Genomic DNA, 14,847 nt, shown 5'->3' with positions numbered 1-14,847 from the left:
AGCGCGACGTTGCCGGCGAAGACCAGCAGGTCGGCCCAGGAGATCTTCTTGCCGTACTTCTTCTTGACCGGCCAGAGCAGCCGGCGGGCCTTGTCGAGGTTGGCGTTGTCCGGCCAGCTGTTGAGCGGGGCGAACCGCTGCGCGCCCTGGCCGCCGCCGCCGCGGCCATCCTCGATCCGGTAGGTGCCGGCGGCGTGCCAGGACAGCCGGATGAACAGGCCGCCGTAGTGGCCGTGGTCGGCGGGCCACCAGTCCTGCGAGGTGGTCATCACCTCCATCACGTCCCGCTTGAGGGCCTCGACGTCGAGAGATCTGAACTCCTCGGCGTAGTCGTAGTCCTCGCCCATCGGGTTGGACCGGGGCGAGTGCTGGTGCAGGACCTGCAGGTTCAGCTGGTTCGGCCACCAGTCCTGGTTCGTCCTCGGCCGATGCGGGGCGGGCTTCGGGGAGGGGATTACCGGGTTCTCGCTTTCGGACACGTCGGTCGCTCTCCTGTCTGGGGTATCTCTGGTGTTGACGGGGATTGCTCGGGTCTTGCGGCTAGGGGCGGTCGGCGCCGGCCGGGACCGCGGCGGCGCATTCGGGGCACAGGCCCCAGTAGACGACCTCCGCCTCGTCGATCAGGAAGCCCTGGTCGTCCGACGCGGTAAGGCAGGGGGTGTCGCCGACGGCGCAGTCCACGTCGGCGATGGTCCCGCAGGACCGGCACACCACGTGGTGGTGGTTGTCCCCCACGCGCGCCTCGTAGCGGGCCGGAGAGCCGGCCGGCTCGATCCGCCGGACCAGCCGGGCGATGGTCAGCGCGCGCAGCACGTCGTAGACCGCCTGGTGGGACACCTCGCCGTAGTCGGCACGCACGAAGGAGATGATCGAGTCGGTGTCGGCGTGCGGGTGCTGGTGCACCGCGGTGAGCACCGCCACCCGCGGCCGTGTCACCCGCAACCGCGCCGCGCGCAGCATGCGCTCGAGCTCGGCGGTGGTGGGCACGACCGCGAGTCTTGTCCATTTTCTGGAATCAATCAAGTCCTCGGGACGCAGCTCTCAGCGAACACCGCCGGCCCGCACACAGCGGTGCCGGTGGTCACCGTACGTGACCACCGGCACCGGAGGTGTTCAGGTACTACAGGGTGAGCTCGCTGATCCGGGTCGACCAGTTGCCCAGCGCCGTCCGGGAGCCGGCGCCGTGCGAGGCACCGGCGCAGGTGCCGAGCAGGTTGTCCCCGCTGCCACCGGCGAAGAACGGGCCGCCCCAGGTCTGGTAGTCGCACGAGTGCGCGATGTACTCGCTGGCCAGCCACACGTGGTTGCCGTCGACGGCAGCCGCCCCGTAGTCACCCCAGCGGGTACGCGGCGGGTTGCCGCCCACCTGGGCCTTGTAGCTGGTGAAGCCGTCGTCGGCCGCCTGCCCGGCACCACCCGGCAGCACCGCCCACGCGCCGACGCCGACCAGGGCGTCGATCGGGGCGTAGGCAGCGCTCGGGAAGGCCGAGTCACCGCTGTAGGTGAAGCCCATCGCGCCGCGGCCGCTGGCCGTGACCCCGATGGTCGGGTAGGTGAAGTCGGCACCGGCGGCGCCCAGGTAGCCCTGCAGCGCCATCTTGGCCGCCAGTGTTCCGCTGGAGGTGTCCGGCTTGACCTGGAACCAGGCGATGCCGGCCCGCTGGGCCGTGCCGCCCGGGTTCAGGGCGGTGTCGAGCGCGCCCCAGATCTTGCCGTTGGCGTACATCACCTGCTGCATCCGGGTGTCGTTCGAGTCCGGCCGCGAGATCACCTCGTTGTGCGCCGGCTCAGCACCGACCAGCAGCCGCCAGCACCCGACACCGGCGATGGTGGAGGTGGTGGTGTCGTTGATGCAGTGGCCCTGGGGGGTGTCGATGCCCGGAGGCGTGCCGGCACCCTGCTGCCGCTGCTTCGGCGGGATGGCGTAGGTGTTCGAACTGAGCTCCTTGGTGGACAGGTGCAGGTCCGGAGTGGCGGTGTTGAGCGAAGAGGTGTTGGTCAGCGCCCAGGTGACGATCTGGCTGGAGACGTAGTTCCCGCCGGTGCCGGTGATCGGATGGGTCGCCTCGTCGGCGGCGTTGGAGCTGAGCAGGTACTCGGTCCCGCCGGCGTTGGCGTCGTAGGACGACGAGCCGGGCGAGTGGGCCGGCCACACCGTGAAGCCCGGCTGGGTCGCGCCGGCCTCGCTGGGCACGTTCACCTTGCCGAAGGTGTCGATGTGCACCACGTTGACGTTGGCGGACCCCGCCGCCAGCTGGGCCTTGGACAGCGCGTAGATCTGCGCGCCGGCGAAGCCGTTGCTGTTCCAGGGGTAGGCGTTCGTCGTCAGGTAGACGCCGTTGGCGTCGGCGCCGATGTGCGGGTAGTCGCCCAGGTACGGACCGGGGTTGACGCCACCGGCGTTGGTGCCGTCGTTGGTGACGTCGATCTTGTAGATGTTCCACGAGCCGGTCGGGTTCGCCGTCTGGCTGACCGCGAGGTCGAGGTGGTTGACCTGGGTCAGCGTGCCGCCGGGTGTGGACTCCAGGGTCAGCACCAGCAGGAAGAACCGCTGGGTCGCGGCGTCGAAGATGCAGGTGGGGTCGGTGATGTTCTGCGCCCGGACGCCGGTGGTGCGGTTGATCGCCGGGGCGTAGCCGTAGAAGGAGTTCAGGTCGACGGCGTGGTTGACGTTGCGGGGGAACCCGCTCACGACGTTGGTCGCGGTGTTGTCCGGCAGCACCGACTGGCCGGCGGAGTTGAAGATGTTCAGGACGTCGTTGACGGCTTCCAGCACGTAGCCGTTGCCGACGCACAGCGCCTGGTCCGGAGGCTCGACGGTGAACTGGTTGCCGCCGCGGGCGTAGCGCTGCTGGTAGAGGTTCAGGCCCTCGAAGCCGGTGGTGAACTCCGGCGTCGACTTGGCCTTCTTCCCGCTGGCCACCGAGACGCCGTGCCCGGTGCCGTCCGACAGGCTCCGGTCGTTGATCATGCCCGGGAACTCGTCGACGTCGGCCTCGTCGTCGGTCTCGCCGACGAACTCGGCCTGGGTGACGTCTCCGGCTCCGGACGCCGGGGCGTCGCCGGTGATGGGCGCTCCGGTTCCGGACAACGAGACCTGGCTGGCTGCCTGTGCGTCCTGCATCCCGACCAGGAACGCGGCGACGGTGGCCAGCGAGACGAGCGGGACCGTGAGCCGGTTCCGCTTCCGCCTGGATGCCATGAATTCCCCCTTCGTGGCGGCTCCGAGGTGTCGGAGAGGCCGCCGGATCCACTGAATGTGGTGCTTGCAGACGCGCACTCTCGTCCTCCGGATGCGCCTTGTCCAGCGTCTCGGGTACCGTGATCAGGGAGGGAATCCTCTTGTTTTCATGGGATTCTCATCCCATTACCGATCAGCTCTCACGACACTCACACGCTGGGTCTCCAGGTACCTGCCGTCGGCGGGGCCGCTGCCGGTTGAGACCATGTCTGCTACCGGTGGCCGAGCCACCCCGCGCCGAGGCGAGGAGCTGACATGACCGAGCTGGACCTGACCGCGTTCGAGGCGCTCAGCTTCGACTGCTACGGCACCCTGATCGACTGGGAGACGGGCATGGCCGCGGTATTGGGGCCGTGGGCGCGCGAGCAGGGGCTGCAGGTCGGCAACGAGGAGCTGCTGCTCGGCTACGGCGGCCACGAGGCGGCCGTCGAGCGGGAGGCACCCACCACCCGCTACCCCGAGGTGCTCGCCACCGCGTTCCGCCGGGCCGGTGCCGACCTGGGTGCTGCGGTGAGCGAGGAGTGGGCGCAGCGGCTGGCCGGCTCCGTTCCGGACTGGCCGGCGTTTCCCGACTCTGCCGACGCCCTGGCCCGGCTGGCACGGCACTACCGGCTGATCATCGTGTCCAACGTGCACCGCGACGGGTTCGCCGGCAGCAACCGGCAGCTGCGCGGCGAGTTCGCCGCCGTGATCACCGCCGAGGACGTGGGCGGCTACAAGCCGGCCGACAACCACTTCCGCGCGCTGTACCGGACGCTGGAGGAACTGGGCATCGAACGCACCGAGTTGCTGCACGTCGCGCAGAGCCTGTTCCACGACCACACGGTGGCCAAGCGGGAGAATCTGCGATCGGTGTGGATCAACCGCCGCCACGACCGGCCCGGCTGGGGAGCGACCAAGCAGCCCACCGAGCAGTGGAGCTACGACCTGGAGTTCCCGACCATGGCCGCCTTCGCCGACGCCGTGGACGCCGCCTTCGCCGCCAGGTAGCGGTGGTCACAGGACGGCTGCCGAAACGGTTCGGTTGAGCATCTGATCCATACCGATTCGGCATCGCCGCTGGTCTCTGCCTCGGCCGCTGGTAACAAGGCATCAGAAGGCGACATGCACGACGCCGTAGTGGCGGCGGGTCAGCCGGACAAACACCGTCCCGGGCCTGGTCAGATCGGCTTGGGAGAAGCGCCCCGAGGCGCACGACGCTCTCCCGGGGTGACTTCAACGCGCGCAAGGTCGTCGCGCTGCTCGCAGCCGGCCACCTGGCATTTCACTCGTTGGTGTACGGAGATGGAGAACACCCATGCCGAAAAACAGGAAACTAGCGATGATGGTCGGACTGGCCGCCGTCGCGACCATGGTGATGACCGCCTGCCAGAGCAGCGGCGGGGGCGGCGAGCGACCGCCGACGACGAGTACCGGCAATGCGAGTGGGAGCAATCTACCGGTGGCGGCGGCGTTCAACGCGGCGACCATCGGCTTGGTCAACAAGTCCGACAAGACCGGCGGCAGCCTGAACCTGGTCGCCACCGGAGACTGTGACTCCTGGGATCCCGGAAACACCTACTACGGCTGGTGCTGGAACATGCAGCGGCTGTTCACCCGCACCCTGGTGGGCTATTCCTCGGTACCGGGCGCGAACAACATCGGGATCGAGGGTGACCTGGCCACCGGACTGGGCGAGCACAATGCCGACTTCACCGAGTGGACCTACCACCTCAAGCCCAACATCAAGTGGGAGGACGGCACCACCGTCACCAGCAAGCAGGTCAAGTACGGCCTGGAACGCGTGTTCGCCACCGACATCTTCACCAACGGCCCGTCCTCGTACTACCTGTGCCTGCTGGCCAAATGCGACGCCAGTGGCAACCCGCCGTACGCCGGCCCGTACAAGGACAAGGGCAAGGGGCTGGACAGCATCAGCACTCCGGACGACACCACCATCAGCTTCAAGCTGCAGACCTCGACTCCGGACTTCGACTACCTGATGACACTGCCGGCCTCGGCTCCGGTTCCGTTGACCGAGAACGGTGCCAACTCCGGATCGAAGTACACCCTGCACCCGCTGTCCAACGGCCCGTTCAAGTTCTCCAGCTACACCCCGGAGCAGAAGGTGGTCTGGGTCCGCAACGACAAGTACGACCAGTCCACCGACAAGATCCGGCACCCGCTGGTCGACAAGATCACCCTGAACGTCAACACCAACGCCGACGACAACGACAAGCAGCTGCAGGCCGGCACGGCTGACGCCACGGCCGACGGCAACGTCCAGACCGCGTTCCAGACCAATATCATCAACAACCCGGACCTGAAGAAGAACGCCGACGACCCGGTGTCCTCCTACACCCGGTACTTCGCGATCTTCCCCTCGGTCAAGCCGCTGGACAACATCCACTGCCGTCGCGCGATCTTCTACGCCGTCAACAAGGTGGACCTGCAACGTGCTCGTGGTGGCACCTACGGTGGCGACATCGCGCACACCATGGCGCAACCGACCGTTCCGGGACATGACCCGAAGGCCGACCCGTACCCCAGCGGCCCGGACAACACCGGTGACCTGGCCAAGGCCAAGGACGAGCTGCAGCAGTGCGGTCAGCCCAACGGCTTTGCCACCAAGATGGCCTACGTCAACACCGGCCGTGGCCCGGCGGTGTTCACCGCGGCGCAGTCGGCGTTGAACCGGGTGGGCATCAAGCTGTCGGCCGCGATACACGCCCAGTCCGGTTACTACGGTGGCTACATCGGAAAGCCGGAGACGGTCAAGAGCGTGGGCATCGGGATGGCGCAGGCTGCGTGGGGCTCTGACTACCCGACCGGTGGCGGTTTCTGGACCTCCATCGTGGCCAGCTACGCACCTCCCGGTGGCGGCAACTACACCCAGCTCAAGGATCCGAAGGTGGACGCCCTGCTGGCCGAGGCCGCCAAGTCCACCGGCCGGCACGACGACCTGTTCAAGCAACTCGACGCCCAGGTCATGAGCGACGCCGTCGACCTGCCGTTCCTGTACGACAAGTCGCTGTACTACCGCAACCCGCGGCTGACCAACGTGCGGAACAACTTCGCACTCGGCTCCACCTACGATTTCGTCAACATCGGGGTCAGCGACGGCAAGTAGCCGCTGACTCCTGACCGGACCGTCCGGCCGGTGCCTGCTCTGCGTTCCGCGAGCCGGCACCGGCTGGCACGGTCAGCCGGTAGCTGCCTCCCGCACGGACAGTGCGCGATGCGGGCAGGCCCGTGCGGCGCGGCGTGCGCCGGTCGTCTCCTCGTCCTCGAGCGTCCTCGGCAGGATCGGGTAGCCCCAGCTGTCCAGGCGTAGCAGCTCCGGCGCCGCGTACGCGCACATTCCCACGCCGCGGCAGGCCGTCGGGTCGAGCGTCATGCGCGCCGTCATCCGTGCCGGCACCTGCCCCGGTTGACGTGGCTGTCCAGGTCGGCGGCGAAGCAGGCAAGGGCCGTCGTGGTGATGTTCACGGCTGCCTCGGGCAGATGGCAGGCGCCCCGTCCGGTGACCTCGTCGAGCAGTTCGCGTACCCGCCGCAGCCGGCGCCGCCCGCCGCGGCCGTCGGCCACCTGCCGGAACAGGTCGGCCAGGGCAGGCAGTCCGAACATGCACGGCCCGCACTGCCGGGCACTCGCGGCGGCGAGATAGTGATCCAGCTCGGCGGTCAGGCGCAGCCCGCACCGGTCCCGGGCGAGCGGGATGAGGATGCCGGCGCCGAGGCTCTTTCCGAGCGCCGACAGCGGCAGGTCCGCGGCGTCCGACCAGGACAGCCACTGCCCGCCGTACCCGCCGAGCAACACCGCCTGCAGGGTCTTCGGGTCGACCCCACCCGCGGCGACGGCGTCGGTGACCGTCGCGGCCGGGTCGATCTCGATCGCGGTCCGGACGCCGTCCCCGGTGATCGTGAGCAACCGGGTGTCGGCAACGAGTCCGTAGCGCGCGAGGAGCGCGATCCTGGCGAGCGTCTCGACATTGTGCAGCAGGGTCGGGCGACCTCCGACACCGCTGACCGTGGCCGGCACGGAACGGAACGCCGGCAAGGCGGGCCCGCCGGACAACGCGCGGATCACCGCGCTGGACTCACCGGTCAGGTACCCGGCCGGACCTACCTCGACGCGGATCGGGCTGCGCGAGCCATGCTGCCCACGCTGGGCGATCGCCTCCCGGACCGCGAGCTCGGTGCGGTCGTCGCCCTGGTGCAGCCAGATAACTTTCTCTGTCGCACCGACCGCCTCGGCGGCGATCTCGATGCCGTCGAGTACCAGGTGCGGGCGGCTCTGCAGAACGGCGGCATCCTTCGCGCTGGCCGGCTCGCCCTCGGCTCCGTTGCCGACGACGACACCGCCCGGCGGCTGCGCCAGCATCGATCGCCACTTGGTCGCGACCGGGAACCAGGCACCGCCGCGGCCGCCCTCGCCGCGGCTGCCGAGAACGTCGATCAGGCCGGCCGATCCCGTCGGTCGCGGGCCGAGACGAACGGTGTGCTGGTGCAGGGACTCGGCGAACACCGGCTCGACCGGCACGGCCTCGACGGGATCGAACCGGACCGGACCGCAGAGCAGACCGGCGCCGGTGGCGAGGCGGGTGACGGCTGAGAACATCAGGCTTCCTGCCGGACGGCCGGGCGACGGCGCTGCGGCGCCACCGCGAGGTAGCGGCTGGCGGCAATCGCGATCACCAGCCCGGCGGTGGCGAGGTACCAGGTGAGCAGCGCCACCGAGTCGGTGCCGGCCAGCACGGCATGTGCCCAGACCGCGACGATGCTGACGATCGCCACCTTGTGCACCGGCCACCACACCCGCGGGCGGATGTGCGGCGCGAGGGCGGCGGTAACCCCGGCCGCCAGGCCCAGCCACATGCCGACGAGTCCCAGCGTGACCGGGACCGGGCGGTACTGCGCCCCCATCGGCAGCAGCGCGCCGGCCCAGCCGACGCCCGCATGGTGGTCGGTGGCGAGCACCGCAATGTGCAGTCCGGTCAGGACGAACGCGGCCGCGGCGAGCGCGGCGTGCACCCGGATCCGGGTCAGGGTGCCCGGCCGGCCGAACTCGGCGCGCCCCGGGTGCGAGAGCAGCAGCCCGGCGAGGACGAGCAGCACCATCAGCAGGTAGGCGGCCAGGCCGGTCGCCCGGCCGACGATCCACGGGGCCATCCGGTTGCCACTCACCGCGGTCGCGACCTGCCCGCCGAACACGCCGACGACCGCGCCGCCCGCGATCGTCGCGACCGTGGACACCACCCGGTTCACGACCGGCTCCAGACGAGCATCGGCTTGATGTCACCGGTGATACCGAGCGCGCCGTCGTCGCGTACCCACAGCGCCGTGATCCCCTCAGTCGCAGCAACCGAGGAGATCCGGTCGGCCCCGTGCAGGAACAGCGTCTTGCTCCAGACCTCGGCCGCGGCGGGATCCGGCCCCACCACGGTCACCGATGCCAGCCCGCCGGCGCTCGGGCCGCCGGTCCGGGGATCGATCAGGTGATGAGCCGGGCGGTCGCCGACCCGCCACTGCCGCAGTCGGGTCGAGGACGTCGCGCACGCCTGGTCCCGCACTGCCAGCACCGCGACCGGGTCGGTGCCGCCGAGCGGGTCCTCGACCCCGACCGACCAGCCGCGACCGGTCGGGCCGGCGCCGGCGAAGTACCCGTCGCCACCGGCGTCCACGAAGAACGTGTCGGCGCTGTCGCGCAGCAGGTCCACCGCCCAGCGCACCGCGAGCCCCTTCGCGATGCCGCCGAGGTCGACAGCAGCCGGGCCGACCGCGACGGCCTGGGCGGCAGCGTCGAAGCGCGGCTGCCACGGCAGCACCCGGACGGTGCGCACCGGCCGCGACTGCCGCGACGGCAGCGAGACCGGACCGGTGGCGAACGGCAGGCTGGTGTCGTAGCCGAGCTCGACGAGCTCGGTCAGGACCCGCGGATCGAACAGCCGGCGGGTGCGCACGTGGGCCGCCGCCGCCTCCTCGAGCGCGGCGTAACACCATTGCGGCACCTGGTGCCAGCCGCCGGCGGCGTTGGCCCGCATGAGCGGGCTCGCCGGGTCGAACCGGGTGCACTGCGCGTCGACCGCACCGAACAGTTCCTCGACCGCGTCGACGGCACGCTCCGCGCCGGGTCCGGGGCGTTCGACGCGCACCCGGGCGGTCGTCCCCATGGTGGCGAACCGCCGGACCAGCGGCCGGGCCAGCAGCGCGGTCACGACGCCCCCGTCGAGGCGTCCACCGGCGGCGCGGGTGCGGATGCGGGCGGGGCGACCTGCTCGAGCGCTGCGGGTACGACATCCTCCGGCGGCGCGGCGGATTCTCCGCGCGGAGGTGCGACGGGCGCTGCGTCCGCCTTCGCGAGTTCGGAGTTCAACTTCGCCAGCTGCGCACGTAACCGGGTGAGTTCGGCGTCGGCGGTCTTGGCCTGCTGGCGCAGCCGAGCCGCGGCAACGTCGTCGGTCCGGGTGCCGGGCACCGCTGCCTGCACCGGCTGGGCCTTGGGGGCCGGATTGTGGTGCAGCGCAAAGGCAGTTGCCGCGGACAGCAGGGCGGCCGCGCCCGGCGCGACCACGGCTGCGACCGTGCTCGGCCGGGAGCGGGCGCGCTCAGTCATCGTCGCCCCCGCCGCCGTGCCCGCTGTGGTCGTCGTCGCTGCCGGAGGATCCGGAGGAACCGCTGTCGTCGCTTCCGCCGCCGTGCCCGCTGGAGTCGTCGTCGCGGCCGCTGGAATCGTCACCGCTGCCGGAGGATCCGGAGTGCCGGCTGTCGTCGTCCCGGTCGTCGTCCCTGCCGTCGTGGGAGCCGTGATCGTCACCGGCAGCGTGGGCGAGGCTGGCCTGCCGCGCCGGTGCCTGAGCGCGGTTGGAGCCGACAGGAGCCGGCGCCGCCGCCACCCGGCGGGCGGCAGCCGCGGCCCGCGCCTGCTTGGCGGCGAGCGCGGCCCGCGCCTTCGCGATCTTCGAGCGCAGCTCGGCGGCCTGCTTGCGCTGGACCGCGAGCCGCGCTGCGACCGCGGCGCTCTCGTTGCGATTGCTGGTCACCGCACCGGAGGACACCGTGCCCGTCGGTTCGGATCGGCCCGCGGCCGCGACGGACAGCGAGATGGCGATGACGCACACGGTGATCGCGGTGACGACCACGCCGGTCAGCAGCGTTCGGGACAACCGATTCATGCCTACCGTTCTCCCCTACCGAATGGGCGCTGCTCAATACGACGATGGGATTAGCACCAATCCGGGGTGCGAACGGCTTCTCGGGCGGAGATCAGCCGGCGGCCGGCTAGCGAGCACCTTCCGAAGCCCAGGAACAGGCGTGCGGAGCGTCGACGCTGGCACTCCTAGCACTAGGACTAGTACCAGTGACCAATTGCGCGGAGGGCGAGAATGCAGGTAAACCATACGATTGAAATGTTCTAGCGATGGCGTTCGGTGCCCACGCTAGATCTTTCTCCCGGTCCCCTCGGCCGAGGCGTGATGATCCATTGCCAATGGGGGCTATCGCAACACAGGTGTCGGGCCTCGGTCGGCTGAGACACCGGCCGGTTCGGCGGGCAGCGATGCCCCGACTCGTACGCCACACCTTCAGGCGGTCAACCCCGCGACCCTACTCGTCGCGGACCTCGATGCGTGAAGGCCGGTCTTCGGAGGACAGGGCCTCAGCCACCTGGCCAGTAGCTTCGGAAGTTGCCACCGGGCCGTTCCTCCAGGTAGCCGCGGTACTCGCCGCTGTCGGTGGCCGGCAGTTCGGGGCGCAGGGATTCGTAGGGGCCGGTCTGGAGATCGGGCAGGGCTGCGTTGGCCGGCCGAGCGATGCCGATGGAGATGCCGGGAAGGAAGACCATGTCTACAACCACGTCATGGACGACGAAGCGGTAGCTATTCACAGGCTGACCGTCGATCCGCAGCGCATTAGGTACTACAGCTTCCTGCGACAGGTCGGCTTGCAGCCTGGCCGGTTGAGGAGATTCTGGCTGAGACCAGGGGTAGAACTGTAGGAGATTGAGGCAGTGGATGCTGCTCATCTCGGCGGCGTCCTCAAGCACCCACTCCGGTTCGAGGCGGTAGATCACGAAGAGCGGATCACCGGTTGAGGTGCGGAAGGTGACGGCCACCGCTTTCGTGCGGCGCCGTTCGTCCCAGCTCTTATCCCGCACACTGTCGAGGCGGTAGCCGGGCGGAGCGAGGGGGGTGCGCACGGTCACCATCCCATGCCGGAGGTGTTGGCCAACTCCATACTCCAATCGGCTTACTCAGTCACCGGGCATTCCCTCTCAGATGAGTATCCGCAGATCTGTCCGGGGTGGCAGAACAAGTTAACGACGCTACTGCCTGTTTCCCACATCGAAGGCAGAAGGATGAGACGGCCTCTCACGAAGGTCGGTGATGCGCGAGACCTCGTCGCCCAGACTCAAGTAGTCGAGATGACCGCTCAGCAGGACGACGTGGAGTTCCCCAGCCGGTTCGCCGCGGTCGGCAATTGGGCTGGTCGTGCCGGTATCGGTACGGCGGCTGTCGGCAAGCACCAGTGACCAGCCTTCATCGCCTGGCCAGGTCCAGAGTGGCGCCCGCCCCGGATAGAGCAGGCTCTCGGTCACAAAGCCGACCGGTATACGAGGCCGGCCACGGTGTAACACCCGGCCCTCGGCCATCACCACTGCCTCTCGGCCGTCCGAGATATAGGTCAGGTCCGTACTCAGTTCCAGCCGCCACTTGTCCGGCGCCTGATGGTAGAAGCGTTCAGTCCAATCACCCACCACATAGTCGTCGAGGAAACCGTGGCGAGCGATGACTCCCTCGACGTAGTCCCAGCTGGCTAGCAGCATGTGTCCGACCGCGTCATCCGGCGCGAGCATCCTCAAGCCCTCAGAACTTTCAACTGACGGTGTTCTGGTGGGCGATACTGGGATCGAACCAGTGACCCCTGCCGTGTGAAGGCAGTGCTCTCCCGCTGAGCTAATCGCCCGCAGCGTCCTGCGGCTGAACGTCGGCTAGCTTACATGGCCTCGAGCCATCGCCCGAACGGCCCCGCCACTCCTCCAAGCCAGCAGGCTCAGAAGAACGTCCGCCAGCCCAGGTACGCCAGCCCGGCCAACACCAGCAGCCCCACCAGCCCCAGCAACAGCCGGACCATCAGCGACTGGCGCTTGACCCAGTCCGTCCAGGACGCCAGCACCCGGCGGCCGAACTGCAGCAGCCGGTACGCCCACTCGAACTCGGTCGCCCACACCGCCACGCCCACGAATACCAGCGCCCAGCCGGGCCCGGGCAGGGGGATCAGCAGCAGCCCGATCACCACGATGATGGTGCCGACGGTGCCGATCAGCACCCGCCAGACCGTGGCGCCCCCGGGCAGCCGGCGCACCCCGTTGCGGACCGGCCGCAGCCAGCGCGGTGGGTGCGGGCGGTACGGCTGCCTGGCAGCGGCAGGCTCGTGCTGGCTGGTGCTTGCCCCCGGTTCGCCCGCCACTCGCGCTCCGCTCGTCCCGGCGCCGCCGGAGCGGTCGCGTTCGTTGGCCTCCTGCAGGCCAACGCGGCACCCATTCTTGCAGTTCCGCCCTCCCGGGCACGGGCACGCCGACTGCGAACCCAACCGGACGAGGCAGGCCACTACGGTGGTCGGTGTGCAGCGCACCCCCGCTCCGGCGTGCACCCGCATCGGCCTGGTGATCCACCACGGCCGGCCGGCCGCCGTGGCCGCCGCCGACCGGGTACGGACCTGGGCCGCCGCCCACGGGGTCGCGGTCACCGAGGTCGACGTCTGGCAGGACCAACCCGACCGGCCCGGCCTCCCCCTTCCCACCCGCCGCAACTCCGCCGCCGAGGTGGCCGCCAGCGGGCACCCGGACCTGATCGTCACCGTCGGCGGCGACGGCACCTTCCTGCGCGGGGCCCGGGTCGCCGCCCAGGACGGCGTGCCGGTGCTCGGCGTCAACGTCGGCCGGGTGGGCTTCCTCACCGAGGTCGAGCCGGACGACGTGGAGTCCGCGCTGGCCGCCTTCGTCGCCGGCCGCGCCCAGCTCGACGAGCGGCTGATGCTCACCCTGCGGGCCTCCCGCCCGCTGGACATCCCGCCCGGCCTGCAGTCGATGCTCTGCTACGGCCGCGGCCCGCTGCTGCCCCCGCCCCCGCAGCGCGACACCGACTGCCCGAACGGGGTGGACCTCGACGTCACCGCGGTCAACGACATCGTCTTCGAGAAGCTGGCCCGCGACCGGCAGGCCAGCCTCGGCGTCTTCGTCGAGGACACCCTGTTCGCCAGCTACTCCGCCGACGCGCTGATCGTGGCCAGCCCCACCGGCTCCACCGCCTACAACTTCGCCGCCGGCGGCCCGATCGTCTCGCCGCGGGTCCGGGCCCTGATCTTCACCCCGGTGGCCGCCCACATGGTGTTCAACCGCAGCCTGGTGGTGGCCGCCGACGAGCCGATCACCGTCCGGGTGCTGGACCGGTCCGGCCAGATCGCGGTCAGCATCGACGGCCAGCTGCGCGGCGTGCTCGAGCCCGGCGACTGGGTCAGCGTGCTGCCCGCGCACCGGCCGGCCCACCTGGTGCGGCTCGGCCCGTCGGACTTCTACGCCCGGCTGCGCTCGCGGTTCGGGCTAGCCGACGCACCGGCCGCGGTGGCCGACAGCGCACCGATCGTCGTGGACTGAGTCTGCCGGAGACCCTCAGCCCTGGCCGGGCTGCTGCTCGCCGTGCTTCATCTCCGCCTCGTAGATGTGCGCCGTCCCGTCGCCGAGCCGCTCGCGAACCGCGGCCTCCACGGCCTGGAACGGCTGCCAGTACTGGGTGTCATACCCCTCGACGATCTGGAACGTCCAGAACCCCGGGATCACGTCGCGGCCCACCAGCAGGTCGGCCACCTGCCGGGCGGTCTCGGGCTCGCCCGCGTCGTGGAACGCCTGCACCGCGTCCTGCAGGATCCGGTCGGCCGTGCCGGAGCGGCGGTGGAAGGTGTAGAGCAGCCCGCGGGCCTCCTCCACCACCTCCAACGCCTCGGAGAGCTTGCCGAGCGCTGCCACCAGCTCGTCGCTGGCACCGGCCGGACGCTCCTTGGCCACCGGCCGCTCGGGGTGGGCCGCCGGGCCGAAGCGCTCCAGCAACTCGGAGTACCAGTCGGCCATCAGCGCAGGCCGCCGGGGACGTTCTTGCGCAGCGCCCGGCGCAGCTGCGCGATCCGCAGGCTGCCGGGAATGGCCACCAGCAGCATGCCCAGCACCGCCGCCAGCAGGATGGTCAGCGCCAGCGAGAACTGCCCGTTCCAGCCGAAGAAGTGGATGCTGACCCGCCGGGAGTTCTGGGCGACGAAGATGATCAGCAGGATCACGAACAGCGCCGTGGCGATCAGCCCGATCCAGACACCGCTGGCCTTGGTGGACCGGACGTGGCCCCGATCGTCGAAGCCCGGGGCCGGCGTGCCGACCGAGCTGCCGGTGACCGGGCCGCCGCTGGCCGCAGCCGCGCCGGCCGGTGTCGCCAGCGGCTCGCGTTCGGCCGGCACTCCGGCACCGGCCAGCCCGGGAGCCGGCGGCGGCGTCACCCGCGGACCGGTGCCGGGCGGCCCGCCGAGGTCGGAACTCGCCCGGGGCAGCGATGGGTCGTGGGGATCGGTCATGGCAGGACTCCT

17 protein-coding genes and 1 tRNA gene are annotated in these 14,847 nt (G+C 70.2%); 3 read left to right on the top strand and 15 right to left on the bottom strand.

Annotated elements, in window-relative coordinates; all coding sequences use genetic code 11:
- The 3 genes from VLJ82_RS03915 to VLJ82_RS03905 form a co-directional block, all read right to left on the bottom strand.
- Nucleotides 1–479, bottom strand: a 479-nt coding sequence (locus VLJ82_RS03915; protein ID WP_408662012.1) for a peroxidase family protein, incomplete at its 3' end; no start/stop codon positions are given.
- A 61-nt stretch (nt 480–540) separates the two neighbouring features.
- Nucleotides 541–987 carry a Fur family transcriptional regulator gene (locus tag VLJ82_RS03910; protein ID WP_408662011.1) on the bottom strand — a complete coding sequence of 149 codons (447 nt, stop codon included), beginning with the start codon at nt 985–987 and terminating at the stop codon, nt 541–543.
- A gap of 133 nt (nt 988–1,120) precedes the next feature.
- Entirely contained in the window at nt 1,121–3,202 is a 2,082-nt protein-coding gene (locus tag VLJ82_RS03905) for a hypothetical protein (RefSeq protein ID WP_408662010.1), read from the bottom strand.
- A 303-nt stretch (nt 3,203–3,505) separates the two neighbouring features.
- On the opposite strand from VLJ82_RS03905, the gene VLJ82_RS03900 reads away from it, so the two are divergent.
- Nucleotides 3,506–4,231: an HAD-IA family hydrolase gene (locus VLJ82_RS03900; RefSeq protein WP_408662014.1), complete on the top strand. Its 726-nt coding sequence runs from the start codon at nt 3,506–3,508 to the stop codon at nt 4,229–4,231.
- Between the two features lie 331 nt (nt 4,232–4,562).
- Nucleotides 4,563–6,350 carry an ABC transporter substrate-binding protein gene (locus VLJ82_RS03895; protein ID WP_408662009.1) on the top strand — a complete coding sequence of 596 codons (1,788 nt, stop codon included), beginning with the start codon at nt 4,563–4,565 and terminating at the stop codon, nt 6,348–6,350.
- Nucleotides 6,351–6,422: 72 nt separating this feature from the next.
- Here VLJ82_RS03895 and VLJ82_RS03890 read toward each other — a convergent pair whose 3' ends face one another.
- The 10 genes from VLJ82_RS03890 to VLJ82_RS03845 form a co-directional block, all read right to left on the bottom strand.
- Nucleotides 6,423–6,629, bottom strand: coding sequence for a ferredoxin (locus VLJ82_RS03890; protein WP_408662008.1), 207 nt, complete (start codon nt 6,627–6,629; stop codon nt 6,423–6,425).
- Nucleotides 6,626–7,840 (bottom strand): NADH-ubiquinone oxidoreductase-F iron-sulfur binding region domain-containing protein, encoded by a 1,215-nt coding sequence (locus tag VLJ82_RS03885; protein ID WP_408662007.1) that lies wholly within the window; start codon nt 7,838–7,840, stop codon nt 6,626–6,628. The genes VLJ82_RS03890 and VLJ82_RS03885 overlap by 4 nt, the downstream gene beginning before the upstream one ends.
- Nucleotides 7,840–8,487, bottom strand: coding sequence for a hypothetical protein (locus VLJ82_RS03880; RefSeq protein WP_408662006.1), 648 nt, complete (start codon nt 8,485–8,487; stop codon nt 7,840–7,842). Before VLJ82_RS03880 ends, VLJ82_RS03885 begins: the two co-directional genes overlap by 1 nt.
- Complete coding sequence (locus VLJ82_RS03875) at nt 8,484–9,437, bottom strand: FAD:protein FMN transferase (RefSeq protein WP_408662005.1); 954 nt, start codon at nt 9,435–9,437, stop codon at nt 8,484–8,486. The genes VLJ82_RS03880 and VLJ82_RS03875 overlap by 4 nt, the downstream gene beginning before the upstream one ends.
- Nucleotides 9,434–9,835 (bottom strand): hypothetical protein, encoded by a 402-nt coding sequence (locus tag VLJ82_RS03870; RefSeq protein ID WP_408662004.1) that lies wholly within the window; start codon nt 9,833–9,835, stop codon nt 9,434–9,436. Before VLJ82_RS03870 ends, VLJ82_RS03875 begins: the two co-directional genes overlap by 4 nt.
- Entirely contained in the window at nt 9,828–10,394 is a 567-nt protein-coding gene (locus VLJ82_RS03865; protein ID WP_408662003.1) for a hypothetical protein, read from the bottom strand. Before VLJ82_RS03865 ends, VLJ82_RS03870 begins: the two co-directional genes overlap by 8 nt.
- 482 nt (nt 10,395–10,876) lie before the next feature.
- Nucleotides 10,877–11,422, bottom strand: a complete 546-nt coding sequence (locus VLJ82_RS03860) for a hypothetical protein (protein WP_408662002.1) — start codon at nt 11,420–11,422, stop codon at nt 10,877–10,879.
- A gap of 120 nt (nt 11,423–11,542) precedes the next feature.
- Entirely contained in the window at nt 11,543–12,073 is a 531-nt protein-coding gene (locus tag VLJ82_RS03855) for a hypothetical protein (protein ID WP_408662001.1), read from the bottom strand.
- 35 nt (nt 12,074–12,108) lie between these two features.
- Nucleotides 12,109–12,183: transfer RNA gene (locus VLJ82_RS03850), tRNA-Val, on the bottom strand.
- Between the two features lie 87 nt (nt 12,184–12,270).
- The gene (locus VLJ82_RS03845) at nt 12,271–12,687 is read right to left on the bottom strand and encodes a TIGR02611 family protein (RefSeq protein WP_408662000.1); all 417 of its coding nucleotides are present in this window, start codon (nt 12,685–12,687) and stop codon (nt 12,271–12,273) included.
- Nucleotides 12,688–12,841: 154 nt separating this feature from the next.
- On the opposite strand from VLJ82_RS03845, the gene VLJ82_RS03840 reads away from it, so the two are divergent.
- On the top strand, nt 12,842–13,873 hold the full coding sequence (locus tag VLJ82_RS03840) for an NAD(+)/NADH kinase (protein ID WP_408661999.1): 1,032 nt from the start codon (nt 12,842–12,844) through the stop codon (nt 13,871–13,873).
- 15 nt (nt 13,874–13,888) lie between these two features.
- Here VLJ82_RS03840 and VLJ82_RS03835 read toward each other — a convergent pair whose 3' ends face one another.
- Both VLJ82_RS03835 and VLJ82_RS03830 read right to left on the bottom strand, forming a co-directional pair.
- Nucleotides 13,889–14,344: a hypothetical protein gene (locus VLJ82_RS03835; protein WP_408661998.1), complete on the bottom strand. Its 456-nt coding sequence runs from the start codon at nt 14,342–14,344 to the stop codon at nt 13,889–13,891.
- Nucleotides 14,344–14,835, bottom strand: a complete 492-nt coding sequence (locus VLJ82_RS03830; RefSeq protein WP_408661997.1) for a LapA family protein — start codon at nt 14,833–14,835, stop codon at nt 14,344–14,346. Before VLJ82_RS03830 ends, VLJ82_RS03835 begins: the two co-directional genes overlap by 1 nt.
- Nucleotides 14,836–14,847: the final 12 nt, after the last annotated feature.

The sequence above is a fragment of the Jatrophihabitans sp. genome (genome assembly GCF_035474675.1).
GTDB lineage: Bacteria > Actinomycetota > Actinomycetes > Mycobacteriales > Jatrophihabitantaceae > Jatrophihabitans_A.
The sequence above is the reverse complement of the archived record's forward strand: the minus strand, read 5'-3'. Positions and strand labels throughout refer to the sequence as shown.

Excerpts from the sequence above, each read along its gene's own strand:
- VLJ82_RS03905 (WP_408662010.1), bottom strand. The coding sequence starts at position 3,202 with ATGGCATCCAGGCGGAAGCGGAACCGGCTCACGGTCCCGCTCGTCTCG.
- VLJ82_RS03895 (WP_408662009.1), top strand. The coding sequence starts at position 4,563 with ATGATGGTCGGACTGGCCGCCGTCGCGACCATGGTGATGACCGCCTGC.
- VLJ82_RS03890 (WP_408662008.1), bottom strand. The coding sequence starts at position 6,629 with ATGACGGCGCGCATGACGCTCGACCCGACGGCCTGCCGCGGCGTGGGA.
- VLJ82_RS03885 (WP_408662007.1), bottom strand. The coding sequence starts at position 7,840 with ATGTTCTCAGCCGTCACCCGCCTCGCCACCGGCGCCGGTCTGCTCTGC.
- VLJ82_RS03870 (WP_408662004.1), bottom strand. The coding sequence starts at position 9,835 with ATGACTGAGCGCGCCCGCTCCCGGCCGAGCACGGTCGCAGCCGTGGTC.
- VLJ82_RS03865 (WP_408662003.1), bottom strand. The coding sequence starts at position 10,394 with ATGAATCGGTTGTCCCGAACGCTGCTGACCGGCGTGGTCGTCACCGCG.
- VLJ82_RS03855 (WP_408662001.1), bottom strand. The coding sequence starts at position 12,073 with ATGCTCGCGCCGGATGACGCGGTCGGACACATGCTGCTAGCCAGCTGG.
- VLJ82_RS03835 (WP_408661998.1), bottom strand. The coding sequence starts at position 14,344 with ATGGCCGACTGGTACTCCGAGTTGCTGGAGCGCTTCGGCCCGGCGGCC.
- VLJ82_RS03830 (WP_408661997.1), bottom strand. The coding sequence starts at position 14,835 with ATGACCGATCCCCACGACCCATCGCTGCCCCGGGCGAGTTCCGACCTC.